This is a genomic window from Streptomyces sp. NPDC019531, assembly GCF_044903305.1.
Classification (GTDB): domain Bacteria; phylum Actinomycetota; class Actinomycetes; order Streptomycetales; family Streptomycetaceae; genus Streptomyces.
Genome location: NZ_JBJDQL010000027.1, coordinates 68,760 through 87,627 on the forward strand (window position 1 = coordinate 68,760; position 18,868 = coordinate 87,627).

At 71.4% G+C, this 18,868-nt stretch carries 19 protein-coding genes and 2 pseudogenes; 8 read left to right on the forward strand and 13 right to left on the reverse strand.

All coding sequences use genetic code 11. From position 1 onward, the window contains the following. Window positions 1–91 precede the first annotated feature (91 nt). Window positions 92–232: a hypothetical protein gene (locus tag ACI2L1_RS27785; RefSeq protein ID WP_404742105.1), complete on the forward strand. Its 141-nt coding sequence runs from the start codon at window positions 92–94 to the stop codon at window positions 230–232. A 20-nt stretch (window positions 233–252) separates the two neighbouring features. Here ACI2L1_RS27785 and eutC read toward each other — a convergent pair whose 3' ends face one another. Both eutC and ACI2L1_RS27795 read right to left on the reverse strand, forming a co-directional pair. Then, window positions 253–1,008 carry an ethanolamine ammonia-lyase subunit EutC gene (gene eutC, locus ACI2L1_RS27790; RefSeq protein WP_404742106.1) on the reverse strand — a complete coding sequence of 252 codons (756 nt, stop codon included), beginning with the start codon at window positions 1,006–1,008 and terminating at the stop codon, window positions 253–255. After that, on the reverse strand, window positions 1,005–2,390 hold the full coding sequence (locus tag ACI2L1_RS27795) for an ethanolamine ammonia-lyase subunit EutB (RefSeq protein ID WP_404742107.1): 1,386 nt from the start codon (window positions 2,388–2,390) through the stop codon (window positions 1,005–1,007). Before ACI2L1_RS27795 ends, eutC begins: the two co-directional genes overlap by 4 nt. Before the next feature lie 149 nt (window positions 2,391–2,539). Between ACI2L1_RS27795 and ACI2L1_RS27800 the strand changes: the two genes are divergently transcribed. Then, on the forward strand, window positions 2,540–4,048 hold the full coding sequence (locus ACI2L1_RS27800; protein ID WP_404742108.1) for an APC family permease: 1,509 nt from the start codon (window positions 2,540–2,542) through the stop codon (window positions 4,046–4,048). A gap of 3 nt (window positions 4,049–4,051) precedes the next feature. Here ACI2L1_RS27800 and ACI2L1_RS27805 read toward each other — a convergent pair whose 3' ends face one another. Beyond that, a complete protein-coding gene (locus tag ACI2L1_RS27805; RefSeq protein ID WP_404742109.1) occupies window positions 4,052–4,540 on the reverse strand; it encodes a GbsR/MarR family transcriptional regulator in 489 nt (162 codons plus the stop codon). A gap of 74 nt (window positions 4,541–4,614) precedes the next feature. Here ACI2L1_RS27805 and ACI2L1_RS27810 point away from each other — a divergent pair, with 74 nt between their 5' ends. The 3 genes from ACI2L1_RS27810 to ACI2L1_RS27820 are packed head-to-tail and all read left to right on the forward strand — an operon-like array spanning window position 4,615 to window position 7,372. Next, complete coding sequence (locus ACI2L1_RS27810; protein WP_404742110.1) at window positions 4,615–5,511, forward strand: ATP-binding cassette domain-containing protein; 897 nt, start codon at window positions 4,615–4,617, stop codon at window positions 5,509–5,511. Next, window positions 5,508–7,076, forward strand: coding sequence for an ABC transporter permease (locus tag ACI2L1_RS27815; RefSeq protein WP_404742111.1), 1,569 nt, complete (start codon window positions 5,508–5,510; stop codon window positions 7,074–7,076). The genes ACI2L1_RS27810 and ACI2L1_RS27815 overlap by 4 nt, the downstream gene beginning before the upstream one ends. 32 nt (window positions 7,077–7,108) lie before the next feature. Further along, complete coding sequence (locus tag ACI2L1_RS27820) at window positions 7,109–7,372, forward strand: hypothetical protein (protein WP_404742112.1); 264 nt, start codon at window positions 7,109–7,111, stop codon at window positions 7,370–7,372. 17 nt (window positions 7,373–7,389) lie between these two features. Here ACI2L1_RS27820 and ACI2L1_RS27825 read toward each other — a convergent pair whose 3' ends face one another. The 3 genes from ACI2L1_RS27825 to ACI2L1_RS27835 form a co-directional block, all read right to left on the reverse strand. After that, on the reverse strand, window positions 7,390–7,992 hold the full coding sequence (locus ACI2L1_RS27825) for a Uma2 family endonuclease (RefSeq protein ID WP_404742163.1): 603 nt from the start codon (window positions 7,990–7,992) through the stop codon (window positions 7,390–7,392). Window positions 7,993–8,079: 87 nt separating this feature from the next. Then, window positions 8,080–9,285, reverse strand: coding sequence for a cytochrome P450 (locus ACI2L1_RS27830; protein ID WP_404742113.1), 1,206 nt, complete (start codon window positions 9,283–9,285; stop codon window positions 8,080–8,082). Window positions 9,286–9,294: 9 nt separating this feature from the next. Next, window positions 9,295–9,453 (reverse strand): DUF397 domain-containing protein, encoded by a 159-nt coding sequence (locus ACI2L1_RS27835; protein WP_404742114.1) that lies wholly within the window; start codon window positions 9,451–9,453, stop codon window positions 9,295–9,297. A gap of 70 nt (window positions 9,454–9,523) precedes the next feature. Here ACI2L1_RS27835 and ACI2L1_RS27840 point away from each other — a divergent pair. The 3 genes and pseudogenes from ACI2L1_RS27840 to ACI2L1_RS27850 form a co-directional block, all read left to right on the forward strand. Next, window positions 9,524–9,766: pseudogene (locus tag ACI2L1_RS27840) on the forward strand (ATP-binding protein); the annotation flags it as partial. 93 nt (window positions 9,767–9,859) lie between these two features. Then, on the forward strand, window positions 9,860–10,162 hold the full coding sequence (locus ACI2L1_RS27845) for a hypothetical protein (RefSeq protein ID WP_404742115.1): 303 nt from the start codon (window positions 9,860–9,862) through the stop codon (window positions 10,160–10,162). Further along, the gene (locus tag ACI2L1_RS27850; protein ID WP_404742116.1) at window positions 10,159–10,410 is read left to right on the forward strand and encodes a hypothetical protein; all 252 of its coding nucleotides are present in this window, start codon (window positions 10,159–10,161) and stop codon (window positions 10,408–10,410) included. Before ACI2L1_RS27845 ends, ACI2L1_RS27850 begins: the two co-directional genes overlap by 4 nt. A gap of 26 nt (window positions 10,411–10,436) precedes the next feature. On the opposite strand, the gene ACI2L1_RS27855 is transcribed toward ACI2L1_RS27850, so the two are convergent. The 7 genes and pseudogenes from ACI2L1_RS27855 to ACI2L1_RS27885 all read right to left on the reverse strand — a co-directional run bounded on the left by ACI2L1_RS27855 (window position 10,437) and on the right by ACI2L1_RS27885 (window position 18,696). Continuing rightward, complete coding sequence (locus tag ACI2L1_RS27855) at window positions 10,437–11,102, reverse strand: response regulator (protein WP_404742117.1); 666 nt, start codon at window positions 11,100–11,102, stop codon at window positions 10,437–10,439. Next, window positions 11,099–12,469, reverse strand: a complete 1,371-nt coding sequence (locus ACI2L1_RS27860) for a histidine kinase (protein ID WP_404742118.1) — start codon at window positions 12,467–12,469, stop codon at window positions 11,099–11,101. The genes ACI2L1_RS27855 and ACI2L1_RS27860 overlap by 4 nt, the downstream gene beginning before the upstream one ends. Before the next feature lie 98 nt (window positions 12,470–12,567). Next, window positions 12,568–13,251 carry a response regulator gene (locus ACI2L1_RS27865; RefSeq protein WP_404742119.1) on the reverse strand — a complete coding sequence of 228 codons (684 nt, stop codon included), beginning with the start codon at window positions 13,249–13,251 and terminating at the stop codon, window positions 12,568–12,570. Window positions 13,252–13,898: 647 nt separating this feature from the next. Next, window positions 13,899–15,224: pseudogene (locus ACI2L1_RS27870) on the reverse strand (sensor histidine kinase); the annotation flags it as partial. 13 nt (window positions 15,225–15,237) lie between these two features. Further along, entirely contained in the window at window positions 15,238–16,458 is a 1,221-nt protein-coding gene (locus tag ACI2L1_RS27875) for an acyltransferase (protein WP_404742120.1), read from the reverse strand. Beyond that, entirely contained in the window at window positions 16,451–17,503 is a 1,053-nt protein-coding gene (locus ACI2L1_RS27880) for an alpha/beta hydrolase (protein ID WP_404742121.1), read from the reverse strand. The genes ACI2L1_RS27875 and ACI2L1_RS27880 overlap by 8 nt, the downstream gene beginning before the upstream one ends. Window positions 17,504–17,688: 185 nt before the next feature. Then, window positions 17,689–18,696: an alpha/beta hydrolase gene (locus ACI2L1_RS27885; RefSeq protein WP_404742122.1), complete on the reverse strand. Its 1,008-nt coding sequence runs from the start codon at window positions 18,694–18,696 to the stop codon at window positions 17,689–17,691. Window positions 18,697–18,868: the final 172 nt, after the last annotated feature.

The window sequence follows — 18,868 nt, forward strand, 5'->3', positions numbered from 1 at the left end:
GGAGCGGGCGGCGGCATGGGGAGGTGAACGGCCGGGTAGATCCTCGTCCCGACCGCACAGGCCGCACAGGCCGAACACCCGGGAGCCGTCGTTGAGCGAGAGAACCAAGAACATTCTCATCTTCATGACCATCGCCGTCGTGAGCATCACGCTCATGGCGATCGCCGTGCACTACCTCGGCGACAGCACCGGCCCCGTCTGCGGCACCGGCCAGGACAAAGGGCCCTGCTGATCCGTCCCGGCCCCACGCGCTCACCCTTCCAGCGACGAAGGCCCGTCCGACTCGTCCTTGAGCGCCACGCCGGTCAGCCCCAGGGAGGCGGCCCTCCCCATCAGCTCCGCCAACTTCCCCGCCGCCGCCTCGTACGACAGACCCAGCGGCGGCCGGATGTTGGACAGGCAGTTCCGGTCGGCGTCCGTCGTCCCGCCCGGCCTGGGCCCGTACGTCAGGTACGCGCCCAGTGAGTCCGCCGCCGACATCCCGGGCCGCTCCCCGATGAGTACGACGACCATCGCCGCCCCCATCGCCGTCGCCACCTCGTCTCCCAACGCCACCCGGGCCTGCTCGGCCAGCACCACCGGGGCCACCCGCCGGCCGCCCGGCAGTCGCGCGGCCGTCTCCCTCACCACGGCCGCCGCGTGCTCGTGCACGGCCCGGCTGGAGAGCCCGTCCGCGACGACGAACACCACGTCCCACTCCCCCACGGGCAGATGAGCCCGGTCCGTGGGGTCGAGGCGACGGCCGAGGTCGGGCCGCTGGAGGTACGTGAGGCGGTCGGGCGCGGCACTGCGGACCCGTACCGTTGGCATCCCGGTCAGCCCGGCGGCGACCAGGTCCGGGGCGAAGGGCGAGTGCACGGCGTCCCGGGCGGCCGCGTGGGCGGCCTGGAGTTCGAGACGGTGCCGGGTGGGGAGGGCGGAGCCGGCCCGGCCCAGGCCGATGCGGGCCTGAGTGCGATGCCGGAGCGCCGACCACAACTCACTTGTCTGTACGGCCACTTCACTCATGCCGCGAGCTCCTTTCCGATCGCCGTCAGCGGATGCGAGGCCACTTCGCGGATCCCGCCCTGTTCGTCCAGCAGGCCGATGGAGTCCAGCCACGCCTCGAATTCCGGCGCCGGGCGCAGCCCGAGCACCTCGCGCAGGTACAACGCGTCGTGGTACGAGGCGGACTGGTAGTTGAGCATGATGTCGTCGCCGCCCGGCGTGCAGATCACGAAGGACGCGCCGGCCACGCCGAGCATGGTCAGCATGGTGGCGATGTCGTCGTCATCGGCGTCCGCGTGGTTGGTGTAGCAGATGTCCAACCCCATGGGCAGGCCGAGGAGTTTGCCGCAGAAGTGGTCCTCCAGGGCGGCCCGCAGGATCTGCCGGCCGTCGTAGAGGTACTCCGGGCCGATGAAGCCGACGACCGTGTTGACCAGCAGCGGGTCGTAGCGCCGGGCCACCGCGTACGCCCGTGCCTCCACCGTCTGCTGGTCGACACCGTGGTGCGCGTCCGCCGAGAGCGCGCTGCCCTGCCCGGTCTCGAAGTACATGACGTTCCGTCCGACCGTGCCCCGGTCGAGCTCGAGTGCCGCCTCGTAGGCCTCGTCGAGCAGCCCGAGCGTCACCCCGAAGGACGCGTTCGCGGCCTGGGTCCCCGCGATCGACTGGAAGACCAGGTCCACCGGGGCGCCCCGGGACATCAGGTCCACGCTGGTCGTGACATGGCACAGCACGCAGGACTGCGTGGGGATCGCGTACCGCCGGATCACTCCGTCGAGCAGTTCCAGCAGGTCCCGTACGGCCCTGGGGCTGTCCGTGGCCGGGTTGATGCCGATCACCGCGTCGCCGGAGCCCAGCAGCAGTCCGTCGAGCAGGGCCGCGGCCACGCCCGCCGGGTCGTCGGTCGGGTGGTTGGGCTGGAGCCGGGTCGCCAGCCGACCGGGCAGCCCGATCGTTGAGCGGAACGCGGTGACCACGCGCACCTTGCGGGCCACGGCGACCAGATCCGCGTTGCCCATCAGTTTGGAGACCGCGGCGACCATCTCGGGCGTGAGGCCGGGCGACACGGCGGCCAGCTGTTCCGGGGAAGCCGCCTGCGACAGCAGCCACTCCCGGAACCCGCCGACCGTCATCGAAGCCACCGGCGCGAACGCCGCCGCGTCGTGGGTGTCGAGGATCAGCCGGGTCACGTCGTCGGTCTCGTACGGGATCAGCGGCTCGGCGAGGAAGTCCGCGAGCGGCACCTCCGCCAGCGCCCAGCGCGCGGCCACCCGCTCCCGTTCGGAGCCGGCCGCGAGTCCCGCCAGCCGGTCTCCGGAGCGCTCGGGGCTCGCGGCGGCGAGCAGTCGGGCGAGGGTGTCGAAGCGGTAGCGGTGACCGCCGAGAACGGACGTGTAGCTCATGCCGACGACGCTACGAGCCCCATATTGCCGCCAGATTTCTAAAGGTCTGGTTGACAAACATTTAACGCCCCGAGACCCTTGCTCGACTCATTCGAGCTACAGAGTTCCGATTCGGCACGCAGTGGACGGGCAAGGAGAGGGGCCACCCGATGGCAGTGGACGAGTCAGCCGCCCCGGCGGCGAAGACGGATGGAGACGGCCCGGTTCACCGGCTGAAACCCAACGCCGTGGGCCTGTTGGGCGTGGTCTTCATGGCCGTGGCGACCGCCGCTCCGATCACCGCGATGACGGGCAACGTGCCCTTCATGGTGTCCGCGGGCAACGGCATCGGCGCCCCGGCGAGCTATCTCGTCGCAATGGTCGTCCTGGCAATCTTTTCCGTCGGCTTCACCTCGATGGCGAAGCACATCACCTCGACGGGCGCCTTCTACGGCTTCATCTCCTACGGCCTCGGCCGCACCGCGGGCCTCGCGTCGGGCCTGCTCGCCACCTTCGCGTACGTCGTCTTCGAGCCGGCGCTCATCGGCATCTTCTCGACGTTCGCGACGGAGACGCTGAAGGACCAGACCGGCCTCGACATCCCGTGGTGGGCGTTCGCGGTGCTGATGCTCGCCGTCAACGCGATGGGCACCTGGTTCGGCATCTCGGTCGCCGAGAAGCTCCTCGTCGTCCTCCTCGCGACCGAGGTGACGATCCTCGCGGCCATGGCGGTCTCGGTCGCCTTCCACGGGGGCGGCCCGAACGGCTTCAGCCTCGACCCGGTCAACCCGGTCAACGCCTTCAAGGGCACGTCCGCCGGTCTCGGCCTCTTCTTCGCCTTCTGGTCGTGGGTCGGCTTCGAGTCCACGGCGATGTACGGCGAGGAGTCCCGCAACCCGAAGAAGATCATCCCCAAGGCGACGATGATCTCCGTCCTGGGCGTCGGCGTCTTCTACGTCTTCGTCTCCTGGATGGCCATCTCGGGCACCGGCGAGTCGAACGCCGTCAAGGTCGCCACCGACAACCCCCTCCAGCTCTTCTTCGGGCCCACCGAGCAGTACGTCGGCCACTGGGCCGTCGACGTCATGCAGTGGCTGATGATCACCGGCTCGCTGGCCTGCGGCATGGCCTTCCACAACTGCGCCGCCCGCTATATGTACGCGCTGGGCCGCGAGGGCGTCCTGCCGGTGCTGAAGAACACGGTCGGCCGCACCCACGCCCGGCACGGCTCCCCGCACATCGCGGGCCTGGTGCAGACGGTCGTGACGGCCGTACTCCTGCTGGCGTTCTGGGCCGCCGGCAAGGACCCGTACTCCGGCACCTACGTCCTGCTCGCCATCCTCGGCACCATGGCGATCCTGATCGTCCAGGCCGTGTGCTCCTTCGCGGTACTGGTCTACTTCCGCACGCACCACCCCGAGAGCCGCCACTGGTTCCGCACCCTCACGGCGCCGCTGGTCGGCGGTGTCGCGATGCTCGCGGTGGTCGTCCTCCTTGTCTCCAACATGGGCGCGGCGGCCGGCACCGAGTCCGGCTCCCTGGTCCTGAAGGCCACGCCGTGGCTGGTGGCGGCGGTCGCGGCACTGGGCATCGGGTACGCGCAGTACCTGAAGCGGCGCTCGCCGGAGCGGTATCTGCTGCTGGGGCGGACGGTGCTGGAGGAGACGAAGGAGCGGTAGGTCCTAGTCGCCGAACAGCTGTTGGCGGTGCGCCCGCCACCGCTCCATCATGGCCGCGACCTCGCCTTCGACGAACTCGAAGAAGGCGAGCGTCTCGGCCATACGGCGTCCCGCCGGGGTGTCGGCTCCGAGACTGCTGACACCCTCGCGCAGGGCGCCCTCCCACCGCTTGATGAGGGCCTCGCGGTTGGTCAGGGCCTCGTACCACTGGTCGCCGTGCACCCGGTAGCGCTCCCGGCGTGAACCGGGCTCCCGCTCGCGCGAGACCATGTGCGTCTGGGCGAGGTAACGCACCGCCCCGGAGACCGCGGCCGGACTGATCCGGAGCTGCTCCCCCAGTTCGGCGGAGCTCATCGTGCCCTCGTCTGAGGACAGGAGCGCGGCGAAGACCCGGGCCGGCATGCGTTGCATCCCGGCCTCGACGAGTTGGGCCGCGAAGCTCTCCACGAACTTCGAGACCGCCTCCTGGTCACGCCCCACCGCATCCGTCATGGTCACCACCCTAACGGGGCTTTATACGCTTCCTTAACTTCACAAATTTCTGAAAGAAGCGTACGTTCTGAACCATGACGAAGGCAATCACGGTCTCCGGCCTCCACAAGGCGTTCGGCGCCACCCACGCCCTCGACGGCCTCGACCTGGAGGTGACCACCGGCGAGGTGCACGGCTTCCTCGGCCCCAACGGCGCCGGCAAGTCCACCACCATCCGCGTCCTGCTCGGCCTGCTCCGCGCCGACTCCGGCGCCGCACAGGTACTCGGCCGCGACCCGTGGGCGGACGCGGTCGAGGTGCACCGCCGGATCGCCTATGTCCCGGGGGACGTGACGCTGTGGCGGAACCTGTCGGGAGGCGAGGTCATCGACCTGTACGGCCGTCTCCGCGGCGGCCTCGACCGGGCGCGCCGCGCCTCCCTGATCGAACGCTTCGAGCTCGACCCCACCAAAAAGGGCCGCACCTACTCGAAGGGCAACCGCCAGAAGGTCGCCCTGGTCGCCGCGTTCGCCTCGGACGTGGACCTGCTGATCCTGGACGAGCCGACGTCGGGCCTCGACCCGCTGATGGAGGAGGTCTTCCAGCGCTGTGTCGAGGAGGAGAAGGAGCGCGGCCGAACGGTCCTGCTCTCCTCCCACATCCTCAGCGAGGTCGAGGAGTTGTGCGACCGGGTGAGCATCATCCGCAGGGGCCGTACGGTCGAGACCGGCTCACTCGCCGACCTGCGCCACCTCACCCGCACCAGCGTCACGGCCGAACTCGCGGGCGCCCCCAACGGGTTGGCGCGTCTGCCCGGTGTGCACGACCTCGACGTACAGGGCCGCCGGGTCCGGCTCCAGGTCGACACCGACAAACTCGACGCCGTACTGCGGTCGTTGACCGAATCGGGCGTGCGCTCGCTGACCTCGACACCGCCGACGCTGGAGGAACTGTTCCTGCGCCACTACCAGGACGAGGCGGCGGCGTCATGACCTCCCTGGCGGGCACCGGTGTGCTGCTGCGCTTCAACCTGCGCCGCGACCGGCTGATGATCCCGGTGTGGGTGGCGGTGAACGCCCTGATGGTCCTGTCCATGCCGAACACCCTCAAAGGCCTGTACGGCACCGAGGCCGAGCGCACCGACCTGTTGCACCAGGTCGCCACCAACGCCTCCTTCCGCGCGCTGATCGGACCCGTCTTCGGTGACTCCCTCGGCGCCCTCACCGCCTGGCGCGTCGGCGTCTACGCGGGGGCGCTCGCCGCGGTGACGAGTCTGCTGGTCGTCGTGCGGCACACCCGTGACGAGGAGGAGAGCGGCCGGCACGAGCTGATCGCCTCCGGCGCGGTGGGCCGCCGCGCCTCGCTGACGGCGGCGCTGCTGGCGGCGGGCGTCGCGAACAGTGTGCTGGCGTTGCTGGTGACGGCGGGGCTGGCGGGCCAGGGAGTCGCGGGCGCGCTGGCGTTCGGCCTGGGGCTCGGCGCCGTAGGGATGCTCTTCGCCACGATGGCGGCGATCGTCGCGCAGCTCACGGAGAGCGCGCGGCTGACGCGGGGGCTGACGGCGGGGGTGCTGGGCGCGGCCTTCGTACTCCGCGCGGCGGGCGACTCGGTGACGGCTGATGGTTCGTCGGTCCTGACGTGGCTGTCGCCGCTGGGCTGGCTGTCGCAGCTGCGTCCCTTCGCGGGCGAACGCTGGTGGGTGCTGCTGCTGTTCGCCGCGGCGATCGCGGGCCAGGGTGTGCTGGCGTACGTGCTCGCGGGCCGCCGGGACGTGGGCATGAGCTTCGTGCCGACCCGCCCGGGACCTTCTTTCGGCCGCCTGGGCACGGCGGGCGCGCTGGCCTGGCGGCTCCAGCGGGGCAGTGTGCTCGGCTGGTCGGTCGCCTTCTTCGTCGTGGGGGTGGTGTACGGCGGGCTGACGGACGGCGTGGCCGACCTGGTCGGCGACAACGAGAACACCCGGGAGATCTTCGAGCGGATGGGCGGCCAGAGCGGTCTGACGGACGCGTTCCTGGCTTCGATGATCGCCATGATGGGCCTGATCGCGGCGCTGTACGTGGTCGGTTCGGTGCTCCGGCTGCACGGCGAGGAGACCTCGGGCCGCGCGGAACCCCTGCTCGCGAACGCGGTGAGCCGTCCGGCCTGGGCCGTCGGCCACCTGCTCATCGCCTTCGGCGGCGCGGCAGTCATCATGCTGCTCACCGGGCTGGGCTTCGCCGTCGGCTACGGCAGACAGGCCGCCCCGATCCTGGGCGCGTGCCTGGTACAGCTCCCGGCGGTGTGGGTGATCGGCGGTCTCGCGGTCCTGCTGTACGGGGTGGTGCCGCGGGCGGCTCCGGCGGCGTGGGGTGTCGCGTGCGCGGTGCTCCTGATCGGCTGGGTCGGCCCGGCGCTGGACGCTCCGCGGGCGGTACTGGATGTGTCGCCGTTCGGGCATCTGCCGAATTTGCCTGGTGGGGAGATGAGTTGGGGGCCGGTACTGCTCCTGACCGGACTGGCGGCGGCCCTCGTCGCCGTAGGCCTGGCGGGTCTGCGGCGCCGCGACCTGACGACGTGAACCACTGACGGCCGGAGTTCGTCCCTCCAGGTATGGGACGACGGAGCGTGGACGGAGTGACCTGCGGGGGCTGCGCGCTGTCGGCGGTGGGGGCGACCGCGGCCCCCCTGCTGTGGCTGTCCACGACCCGCACCCAGCGCCACCTGGGCGGCGGCTTCGAGAACGAGGGCATGGACTTCAGCGTCCTGCTCACGGAACTGCCGTTCGTGGTGCTGGGGGGAGCCTTTCTGCCGCTCCTCGTCTTCACCCTGTTGGTGCGGTGGGCGGACCGGCGGCGGGGGTGCGACGGCGCCTGACGACGCGAGGCCGGGCGTCAGCCGACGTACTGTTTGAGCTTCTCCGTGTCGAGTTCGATACCGAGGGGGGCGGGGAGCAGCAGCTGCACGCCGAAAGGCACAGTGCGGCTGTCGCGGTATCCGACACCCGGATCCGGGTCGCTGTACAGCTTTACCGTGCAGGCATCGCGGTCGATCAACAGGTAGAACGGGATGCCTGCGGCGCCGTACGCGACCGGCTTCTCCCGCCGGTCACGCCGGTCGGTGTCGGAGTCGTACGACGTGACCTCGACGACCATGAGCGCGCCGCTCGGATCGGCCCATTCACCGTGCCCCGCGAAGTGCTCCTCCGGTACGAGCACGGCGTCGGGGCGTGCCCTGCCGTCACGGTATTTCTCCACTCGCAGCCCCCGGCCCTGGTAGAGATCGAGATCGGGCCGGACCTGCATACAGCGCTTGCTCAGCCACACGACAATCGTGTTCTGGTCCCCGTCGGCCACCTTCTTGACCCCGATCCGTCCGTTGATGAACTCGAACCTGACGGCGTCATCGGTCTCCCTGGCCGCGAAGGCGGCGATCCTCTCGAACTCCTCCACCGACATCTGCGACGTCTGCACTGTGCGCTCTGCCATCACGGTCAGGGTGCACCCCCTCTCAGGCTGCGGCCAGTGTGGCGAGCCCCGGACGAAACGCACGCCTGATCACCTGGTGACCAGCCGAACGAGTGATCACATCACCTCGACGCCCAGCCCCTCCAGCCCCCGGATCACGAAGTTCGGCTTGCGCTGTGGCTCGGACGCCAGGGCCAGTGTCGGGGCCTTCTCCAGTACGGCCGTCATGGAGGCGGCGAGTTCGATACGGGCCAGGGGGGCGCCGATGCAGTAGTGGATGCCGGCGCTGAAGGAGATGTGCGGGTTGTCCGTGCGGGTGAGGTCGAGGTGCTCGGGGTTCTCGAACACCTCCGGGTCGTGGTTGGCGGAGCCGAAGAGCATGGCAATCTCGGCGCCCCTCGGGACGGTCGTGCCGTCGATCTCGATCTCGTCCAGGACCCAGCGTTCGAAGAGCTGGAGCGGGGTGTCGTAGCGCATGAGCTCCTCGACGGCGCGGGGCACCAGGGAGTGGTCCGCGCGCAGCGCGGCCAGCTGCTCCGGATTGCGGAACAGGGCGTACCAGCCGTTGACCGTGGCGTTCACGGTGGCCTCGTGGCCCGCGTTGAGCAGCAGGACGCAGGTGGAGATCATCTCCTGCTCGGTGAGCCGGTCGCCCTCGTCGTACGCGGCGATGAGCCCCGAGATGAGATCGTCGCCGGGCTGCTTGCGCCGCTCGGCGATGAGGTCGCGCAGGTAGTCGGAGAACTCGACGGACGCCCGTACGGCTCTTTCGGCCACGTCCTCCGGCGGGTTGAGCTCGTACATCCCGCAGATGTCGGCCGACCAGGGCCTGAGCGGAGCCCGGTCCGCCTCCGGAATCCCCAGCATCTCGGCGATCACCGCGACGGGGAGGGGCTCGGCCACGTCGGTGAGCAGATCACCGCCGCCCTCCGCGACGAGCCGGTCCACCAGCTCACCGGCCAGCTTGGTCACGTACGGCTTGAGCCGCTCGACCGTGCGCGGGGTGAACGCCTTCGACACCAGACGCCGGATCCGGGTGTGGTCCGGTGGCTCCAGGTCGAGCATCCCGTGGTCGTTGAGCGTGTGGAACGGCTCGTGCGCGGCGGGCGGCGCGGTCCGCCCGAAGTCCTCGTGCGTGAACCGGTGCTGATACGTCCGCCCGAGCCTGCGGTCCCTGAGCAGCGCGGAGACGTCCGCATGGTGCGGTACGAGCCACTGGTCCGTCGGCTCGAAGTAGTGCACACGGCCCTTGGCACGCAGCTCGGCGTAGGCGGGGTAGGGGTCGGCGAGAAACGCCGGGTCCCAGGGATCGAAGGCTGCCATGCGGGGACGCTAGCCGCTGATACGGGCGTCTGACCAGGGGTGTTCCTTCAGGTGCTCGACGAGCGCGGCGAAGGAGGCCGTCGGGAAGGAGAGGGTGGCTCGGGTGGGGGCCTTGGAGTCGCGGACGGCTATGCGGGTGGGGAGGGGGGCGATCTTCAACTTGGGCACAGGACCTCCCAGGTACATCATTGACGCACCGGTACCACCGAAGCCGTCCTGGTCGATGGGGATGACACGGACGGTGGGCCCCGCCGCCCTACGAGTGCACTGGTCGCCCCCGGGAACACTCCGCCTCGGCGCGTGGGACGCGGACCCCGAGCCACCCGAGTCACCCAAGTCACCGAGGCCCCTGACCCACCTCACCGAGAACGGCCGCGGCCTCGCCCTGGTCCGCGCCTGCGCCGACGTATGGGGCTGGCAGCCGCTGTCCAGAGACGGCAACGACGGCAAGTACGTCTGGTGCGAACTGGCCGCGGCATGAGCCGGCCGCGACGAACGCGGTACGCGAGCCGGAGCCGGTGGAGGAACCGTCCGGGTACGGTGAAAGCGCCACTGCGAAAGGGAGCCGAGCGCCATGACCACCCGCCCGGCGGGGTCCGGCCAACCCCACCTCCCCCCCATGCGCACCATCGGGGAGCTTCGTGCCGCCCTGACCATGGGCTACGGCTTCCCCGGCGACGCCGACGACTTCGAGGCCGAGCTGGCCCGTGAGATCAACCACGCCGATCCGGCGGACCTCTCCGGGGTCGTCCGCCTCGTCGAGGAGTTCCGCGGCCGGGTCGCCGCCCGTCAGGATCCCGACTTCGACTCGGCCGTCGCCGCGGCCGTCGCCGCGGCCGTCGCCGAAATCCGCACGGCCCGGGGCAACGATCGGTGAACGACGACCAGCAGACGGTCGTCGCCGAGATCACTCGCGAGGCCCGCACCCGCTGCCTCGGCCTCGGCCTCGGACACGGAACGCTCGAAGCCGTCGAAACCCTCCGAGCCGAACTCGAAAAGAACCCGACACTCGGCCGACGAGCACAGAGTGCCGTCGGAGACCTGAAGGTCTATACGACGCGCCTCGAAGGTACGGACGCACTCGTGTCACCCGTACGTTTCGCCGGTGGCGGCACCGAGTTCTGACTCGGTGGGTGTGACAGTCGTCCTCGTCAGCCCGGTGTCACCAGTCGCGCTTCGTACGCGAACACCGCCGCCTGGGTTCGGTCTCTCAGGCCCAGCTTGACCAGGATGCGGCTGACGTGGGTCTTGATCGTGGACTCGGCCACCACCAGGCGTTCGGCGATCTCCGAGTTCGACAGGCCCTGGGCGATGAGGATCAGGACCTCCGTCTCGCGGTCGGTCAGGTCGCCGTAGGCCGCGTGGGCGGAGGTCATGAGGCGGGGGGACTCGGAGAGTTTGGAGAACTCCGTGATCAGGCGGCGGGTGACGGAGGGGGCGAGGAGTGCCTCACCGGAGGCCACCACCCTTACCCCGTCGGCGAGTTGGCGGGCCGAGGCGTCCTTCAGGAGGAAGCCCGAGGCTCCCGCGCGCAGTGCCTGGTAGACGTACTCGTCGAGGTCGAAGGTCGTCAGGACCAGGACCTTCGCCGTGCCGTCCGCCGCGACGATCTCCCTGGTCGCCTCGATGCCGTTCAGCTCGGGCATGCGGATGTCCATCAGGACCACGTCGGGGGCGAGTTCACGGACCCGGTCCACCGCCTCGCGGCCGTTGACGGCCTCGCCGACCACCTCGATGTCCGGCATCGCGTTCAGGAGGACGGAGAAACCCTCGCGGACCATCATCTGGTCGTCCGCGACCAGGACACGGATCGTCATGCCTCACCTTCGTCCATGAGCGGCACCGGCAGGAACACCACCACCTCGTACCCTCCCTCATCCGTGGCCCCCGCCGTCATCTCGCCGCTCAGCATGGAGACCCGCTCCCGCATGCCCGTGATGCCATGGCCCGCTCCCGGCGACGGCTTCACCAGCGACGGCTGGGGCAGCGGGCCGTTGACTATGCGCAGGCCCAGGCCGCCAAGGACGTATCCGATCTCGACCCGTGCGCTCGCCCCGGGGGCGTGGCGCAGGGTGTTGCTCAGGGCCTCCTGGACGATCCGGTACGCCGACAGCTCGACGCCCTGCGGGAGTTCGCGCACCGCCCCGGTGACCGCCTTCTCGACGCTCAGGCCCGCTTCCCGCACATTGTCGAGCAGCGCGTCGAGGTCGGCCAGGGTGGGCTGCGGGGCGTCCGGCGCCTCGTAGTCCTCGGCGCGGACCACTCCCAGGACCCTGCGCAGCTCGGTCAGGGCCGCCACCGCGTTCTCCCGGATGGTGGCGAACGCCTTCTCCAGCTCCGGTGGCGGGTTCTCCACCCGGTAGGGCGCGGCCTCCGCCTGGATGGCGACGACCGACATGTGGTGGGCGACCACGTCGTGCAGCTCCCGGGCGATGGTCGTGCGCTCCTCCAGCAGGGTGCGGCGGGAGCGTTCGTGCGCGGTCACCGTCTGCTGGGCGGTCACCGTCTGCTGGGCGTCCCGGCGTATGTGCCAGACGCTCACGACGAGCAGGGCCAGGGCGGAGATGAACAGCAGCTCGATGGTGTTGGAGCCGTAGTAGTGCGGGCCGCCCAGCCCGCCTTCCCACAGCAGGCTGTACGCCCCGGTCAGCAGCCACATCCAGGCCGCCGTGCGCGGGCGGGTGCGTATCGCCACGACCGTGAGCACCACGAGGTGGCAGGCGAAGCTGCCGGCCATCCACGGCCATTCGTCGGACGCGCCGTTCAAGAGCTGGTAGGTGATCGCGGTCCCGCCGAGCGACAGCCAGAAGGCGAGCACCGGCCGCACCATGGTCAGCAGGATCGGGGCGAGGGCGAGCACACCGACGAAGAGGTTGGTGACCGCGCCGTGCCCGGAGTTGTCCGAGGCGATGAGCATCGCGAGCAGGCCGGCCGCGGTGATCAACGCATGGGGTGTCCAGGCCGCGTACTCCCGCAGTCGGCCGGACAGGCGGCGGGAGAGCCCCTTGTCGACGCGCATGGGAGGCAGCGGGTGGTAGGCGAAGGCTTCGCTGATCAGGTCCTGCCGCAGGCCGCGCAGGGCGTCCACGGCGGCCCTGAACTCCGGGCTGTGGGGCATGTACGCGTCGTACCCGCCGCTGCCGCCCCGCGGAGGTGTCGTGTGCGTCTCGGTCGTATCGGTCACAGTCAAAACGGTAGGTGTGGGCGAGGGTCACCGTCGTCACCAGTGAGAGGGGTCCTTCGGTATCCCTCTCAGGTACTACGGGTCTGCGGGGGGGGTGATCAGTAGCCGGACGGCCGCACCAGGCCCGACTCGTACGCGAACACCGCCGCCTGCGTCCGGTCTCTGAGCCCCAGCTTCACCAGGATGCGGCCCACATGGGTCTTCACCGTCTGCTCGGCCACGACCAGCCGCCCGGCGATCTCCGCGTTCGACAGGCCCTGTGCGATCAGGGCGAGGACCTCCGTCTCCCGCTCGGTCAGCACCCCGACCCGGCTCTTGAGCGGGGCCCGGGGCCGGTCGCCGAGACGGGAGAACTCGGCGATCAGCCGACGGGTGATACCGGGCGCGAGCAGTGCGTCCCCGGCCGCCACCACCCGCACGGCCTCGGCGAGCTGCTCCGCGGAGGCGTCCTTCAGCAGGAACCCGGACGCTCCGGCCCGCAGCGCCTCGTAGACGTACTCGTCGAGGTCGAAGGTGGTCAGCACCAGGACCCTGATCTCCGGACGCTCGCCCGTGATGCGGCGGGTGGCCTCGATACCGCCCAGCTCGGGCATGCGGATGTCCATCAGGACGACGTCCGGGACGAGTTCGGCGACCTTGGCGACGGCGTCCAGTCCGTCGACCGCCTGCCCGATCACCTCGATACCGGGCTGAGCCCCCAGCAGCACGCTGAAGCCCTGCCGGACCATCTGCTGGTCGTCGGCGATGAGTACGCGGATGCTGCCGTTCGTCCCGCTCGTCATGCGTTGTCGTCCTTCGGGTCGTGGGCCGGTGCGGTGGCCGGGGGTGCGGGGGCGGGGGTCCCGGGCGTTGAGGTCTCGGGCGTTGAGGTCTCGGGTGCCGGGTTGGGGGATGCAGGGGCCTCAGGTGCGGGGGTCGCGGATGCGGGGGCCTCAGGTGCGGGGGGCGCGGATGCGGGGGCCTCAGGTGCGGGGGGCGCGGACGCGGGGGCCTCAGGTGCGGGGCTCGGGTATACGCCCGTCTCCGCTCCCGCGTCCTCGTCGGTCGGGGTCTCGGGTGCAGGGGCCTCAGGTGCGGACGCCGAGCTCCCTGGCGCCGGGGTCCCGGACGCCACGGTCTCGGGTGCGGGGCTCGGGTATGCCGAGGTCCCAAGCGCCGGGCTCCCGGGCGCCGGAGTTTCGGGTGCAGGCGTCTCGGACGCCGAGGTCCCAGGCGTCCGAGTCGCAGCTGCAGGGGCCTCAGACACGGGGGTCACGGACGCCGGGATCCCGGGGGCAGGCGTCGCGGGCGCCGAGGTCCCAGGCGCCGGGGTCCCGGACGCCGGGGGCTCAGGCGCAGGCGCCGCGGACGCCGAGGCCCCAGGTATCGAGGCCCCCGGCACCGAGGCCCCAGGCATCGCGCTCTCCCCCGCCGCGCTCCCGGATGCGCCCGGCTCCGCTTCCGCGTCCTCGTCGGTCGGGGACGCCGGGAGGTAGGCGTACACCTTGTAGCCGCCCTCCTGCTGAGGGCCCGACAGCAGGGCGCCGCCGAGCATCGTCGCCCGCTCCCGCATGCCGAGCAGCCCGTGGCCCGTGCCCTGGGACGGCGGTGCGGGGCCCGTCGGCCGGGTGTTGGCGACCTCCACGACCACGCCGATCGACAGGTACTTGATGTGGACGCGGGCCTGCGCGCCCGGTGCGTGCCGCAGGACGTTGCTGAGCGCTTCCTGCGCGATCCGGTACGCCGACAGCTCCACGCCCGACGGCAGCGACCACCGCTCACCGCTGACCTGGAGCGTCACGACCAGTCCCGCCGCCCGGGTGTTCTCCACGAGCGCGTCGAGGCGGTCGAGGGTGGGCTGCGGGGCGTGCGGGGCGGTGCCGGTGGCGGGGTCGACGGACTGCTCCACCGCCTCGGGGTGCTCGGCGCGCAGCACACCCAGGACCCGGCGCAGCTCGGTCAGGGCCTCCAGCGCGTTCTGCCGGATGCCGGCGAGGTTCTCCTGGAGTTCGTCGGAGGGGTTCTCCACGAGGTGCGGGGCGACCTGCGCCTGGATCGAGATGACGGACATGTGATGGGCGACGACGTCGTGCAGTTCGCGCGCGATACGGCTGCGCTCCTCCAGCAGGGTGCGCCGGGCCCGCTCCTCCGTGGTGAGGGTGGTCTGCTCGACGAGCGCCTTTCTGGCCTCACGGCGACCGCGCAGGGCGGTGCCGAGCACCACCACCACGGTGAACAGGGTGACCGCGAGGACCCCGGTGGGCTGGAAGGCGGCCGCACCCAGCACCCCCTCGATGAGATACGTGAGCAGCAGGGTCACCGCCAGCGCCTCGACGGCCACCCGAGTGGGCACCCGCAGGGCGAGCAGCAGCAGCACGGCCATGTGCCCGATGAGTCCGCCCGCGCTCCACGGCCAGGTGAAGCCGTGCGCGGCACCGTCCAGCAGCTGTCGGCGCACCTCGATGGCGCCGACCACCATCGCCGCGGTCGAGAACCACCACGCCGGAATGGGCCGCCACAGCGCGAACACGACGGCGGCACCCTCGGCGAGAGCGATCACGAAGGCGAGTGCGCTCCCCACCCCGTTGTCCATGAGCAGCCCCGCGTCGCCGGCCGTGACCCCGAAGGCAACCAGGCACAGCACACCGTGCGGCAGCCAGCGCAGCCAGACCGACGGGGGCAGCGGATCGGCCCGCAGCGTGCACAGGTCCTCGCGCAGTACGTGCAGCCACCGCCGTACGCGGTCGGCCACCACCCGCTGGATCCCCGTCTCCATCACGCCGACCACCCTAGGCACGACGCACCTCCTCCGCTGCCGCCTGATCCGTACGACGGTGGACGCGGATCACCCGTGACGGGCGGCCCCCGACCCTGCGCGGCCCCTGTTCGAAGGACCGGAAGGCCGCCCAGCAGACCACGAGGACGAGGGCGAACACCGGCAGCCAGGCCAGCCGGACCGCCACCCAGCCCAGTCCGTCGGGAACGGTGTGCAGACCGAGCAGCCGGCCCACCGCGAGACCCGTGGCCGTGGTGGCCATCAACGCCGTCTGGTGCCACAGGAAGACGGTCATCGCGGAGAGGTTGACCAGCGCCACCGCCGCCCAGGCCAGGGGCCGTCGCATGCCGCGGCGCAGCCGGTCGCGCAGCAGCAGCGCGAGGCCGCACTGGGCCAGGCCGAAGGTGACCGCGGCCAGCGTCGGCGGGTTCAGGTTGGAGACCTGGGCGCCCGGCACCCCGACCATCGACGCCGGATAACCCGCCCACAGGACGAGCACCGCGGTCACCGCCGCACCGCCGCCGAACAGCACCCACCCCGCGCGCCTCCCCTCCAGCCCGCCCCGCGTCCAGGCCGCACCCAGGGTGTACGGCACCAGCCAGCCCGCCGCCAGGTTCACCCAGCCGAGCCAGTCCGGACCGCCGAACCCGAAGCGCACGACGTCCACGTGCAGGACGACGGCCAGCGGCCACAGCGGGTGGAGCCGCCGCACCAGCGGGGTCGCCGCCGTCAGCGCGCCGAAGACCAGAAGGAACCACAGCGGGGACAGCGCGAGCTTGACCAGCGTGCGGACCGTCGCGAACGGGGCGCCCGTCAGCAGCAGGGCCGTCGCCGCCACCGCCCACAGCGCGAGAACGGCTGCGACCGGCTTGAACAGCCGCGACAGACGGGCCGTCAGCCACTGCCGGTACGTCGTCCCGCGAGCGCGTGCCGAGGTGCAGCCGCGGGTCGCCACATGGCCGCCCACCAGGAAGAACACGGCCAGTGTCTGGAAGGCCCAGGAGATCGGGGCCAGCCACGGCATGTGCTGCAGCGGGCTCGCGGTGTGCAGTGCGCCGCCGTCGGCGACCAGGGCCGTCACCAGCCAGTGGCCGAGGACGACACCGAGGATCGCGAAGGCGCGCAGGGCGTCGACGGCACGGTCCCGTCCGGGAGGTGTCGCCTCGTCGACCTTGGCGGCTGCCCGGCGTATGCCGTCGCGCACGCCGCCCCGGGTGTGGTGGGTCTCAGGCACGGGTCACCTCCGCGGAGTCTCCGAGGACGATCCGGGCGAGGTTGGTCAGGGAGACCGAGCCCGGCGTGAAGTAGTCGCTGTGGCCGCCCTTGCCGGCGGCGAAGACATGGGCGCCGAAGGCCGGGGAGACCGGGTCGGTGCCGAAGCCGACGGTGACGCCGAAGAGGTTGGTCCGCGCATGGGGGACCTCGGCGACCCAGTCGTCCTGGCCCCTCGCCGCCCAGACACGGGCGGTGGTGTGCAGGCCCGCGGCGGTGTGGGAGCCGGTGCCGGGGCTGCCGATGAGAGCCAGGTCGTCGATGTCCAGGTGGGCGACGGCACGAGCGCAGACGACCGTGCCGTAGGAGTGGCAGAGGAGGGAGACGGGCGCCGCGGGGCCCACGATGCCGTGGAGCCGGCGTATGAACGCGCGCAGGTGCGGGGCCGCTTCGTCGGCTCGGTCGGTGGTGAGGACCGTGGTGCTGATCGTGTCTGGGGTGCGGTAGCCGAGCCAGGCGACCACCGCGGTGCGGGTGCCTCGGGCGGCGGTGCTCGTGAGTTGCCGGTGGAGGGCCTCCGCGGCCGCCCGGAAGCGGGGGTAGGTGTCCAGGGAGGTGTCGGAGCCGGGGACCAGGACGGCCACGTGGTCGGCGTGGGCGAGGTCGCCGAAGACCTCCGTCGCCATGCCCTGGCCTCGGCCGTCGAAAGCGAGGAGGTGACGGGCGGGGTCGGCCATCTCCCGGTCCGCCCGGGCGCGGTGGGTTTCGCCGTGGGCCGCGGCCATGCGGGCGGCGGCCGCGGCGTTGGCGCTGTTGGCCGCATAGGCCCAGTCGAGGGTGGAGGCGGTGGGCTTCGGGAGGGCGGCGGGGAGTGGGGCGGGAATCTCCGGACGGGCCGCCGCGGAGAGCGGGGCCACCACCGCGGTGGTGATCAGGGCGGCGAGGAGAGCCCGGCGCCACTTGTGAGTGCGGCGGCGCGGACCCTTCTCACGGTCGTCCTCCGCATGCTGCCCCGCGTCACCGCGCCCCTCGCGCCAACCCCTCCGACCCCTCCCACTGCTCCCCACGTCCCCGTCCCTTCCAGTCCGCCCGGCCATCGGGCTTGTCTGGAAAGGAAGTTACGGAGCGTGCCTCGTCGTCCGCGTCACGCCAGGGAGCTCTTCCGGTTGGTAGCTCTCAGGTATTACGGGTATCACCGGGAGGGGCAAAACAGCCGCCGTAACCGAGGCATCAAGCCACCGAAGCACCGAATTCACCACGCCAGCTGTGCGATCTCCTCCGCCACCACCGCGCACGCGTCCGCCGCCGGGTCGATCAGCGGAAAGTGGCCGACGTCCTCCAGCAGCGTCAGACCCACCACCTCGCCCGCCTTGGCCGCCGCATCGGCGTAGGCCTCGGCGACCGCCTGCGGGACGACCGTGTCGGTGCGGCCCTGGACCAGGGTGGTCGCGATGCCGGTGGGGAGCAGGAGCGCGGGGTCGGCGTACGGCAGCCGCGCCGCGAACCCCTCCTCCCCTCCCAGGAGTTGACGGCACGCCCCACCGCACACGTCCAGTTTCTCGGCGACCGTGAAGTCGGCGATCGGGGCGAGGGCGACGACTCCGCGCAGGGGCGCCGGACGGCCGGTGCGCCACGCGGCGTCGGCGGGCAGGAGATGACGCGCCGCGGCCCACAGCGCCAGGTGGCCGCCCGCGGAGTGACCGGTGACCACCATGCGGCGCGGGTCGGCCTGCGGGAGGGACTCCCGTACGAGCCCGGGAAGCGCGTCCATCGCGGCGGCCACGTCATCGAAGGTCTCCGGCCACCGCCCGGCAACCGGCCCCACGCCAGCACCGACGCCCGGACCGACGTCAGCACCGGCCACCGGCCCGGCGTCACCACCGACGCCCGGCCCCACGCCACCACCACCAGCGACCGCGTCAACAGCCTTACCCTGCACCGGAATCGATGCCCCGCCCCGCCGGTACTCCACATTGGCCACAGCGAACCCCCGCCGCGCCAGGAAGTCCGCGAACGGCGTCACATGGCGCCGGTCGTACGGCGCCCGCCACGCCCCGCCGTGCAGGACGACGACGAGGGGCGCGAGCACGCCACCCGGCGCGCCCTCCCCGCGCGGGGCGTAGAAGTCGATCACCTGGTCGGGGTCTTCGCCGTACGAGACGGTGACGTCGGGGTCGACCGCCGGGTGCGAGAAGGCCGACTCCTCCTCGGCCGCGGCGCGGGCTTCTGCGGCGGCTCGGGCTGCGGCGTCGTCCGGCATGCTCCAACCTCTCAGCGATGAAACGGATTTGACGGACCGGCAAAGCATCCTGGAAGAGAATTCGGCCGTTGGCCGGGACGCTATCAGGCCGATGACGTGCGCGGACACGGGGATGTCACGCTCGGTGAGGGTTAAACGGTTCTGCTGTTTCGTTACGCTGGCGAGGTGTCCG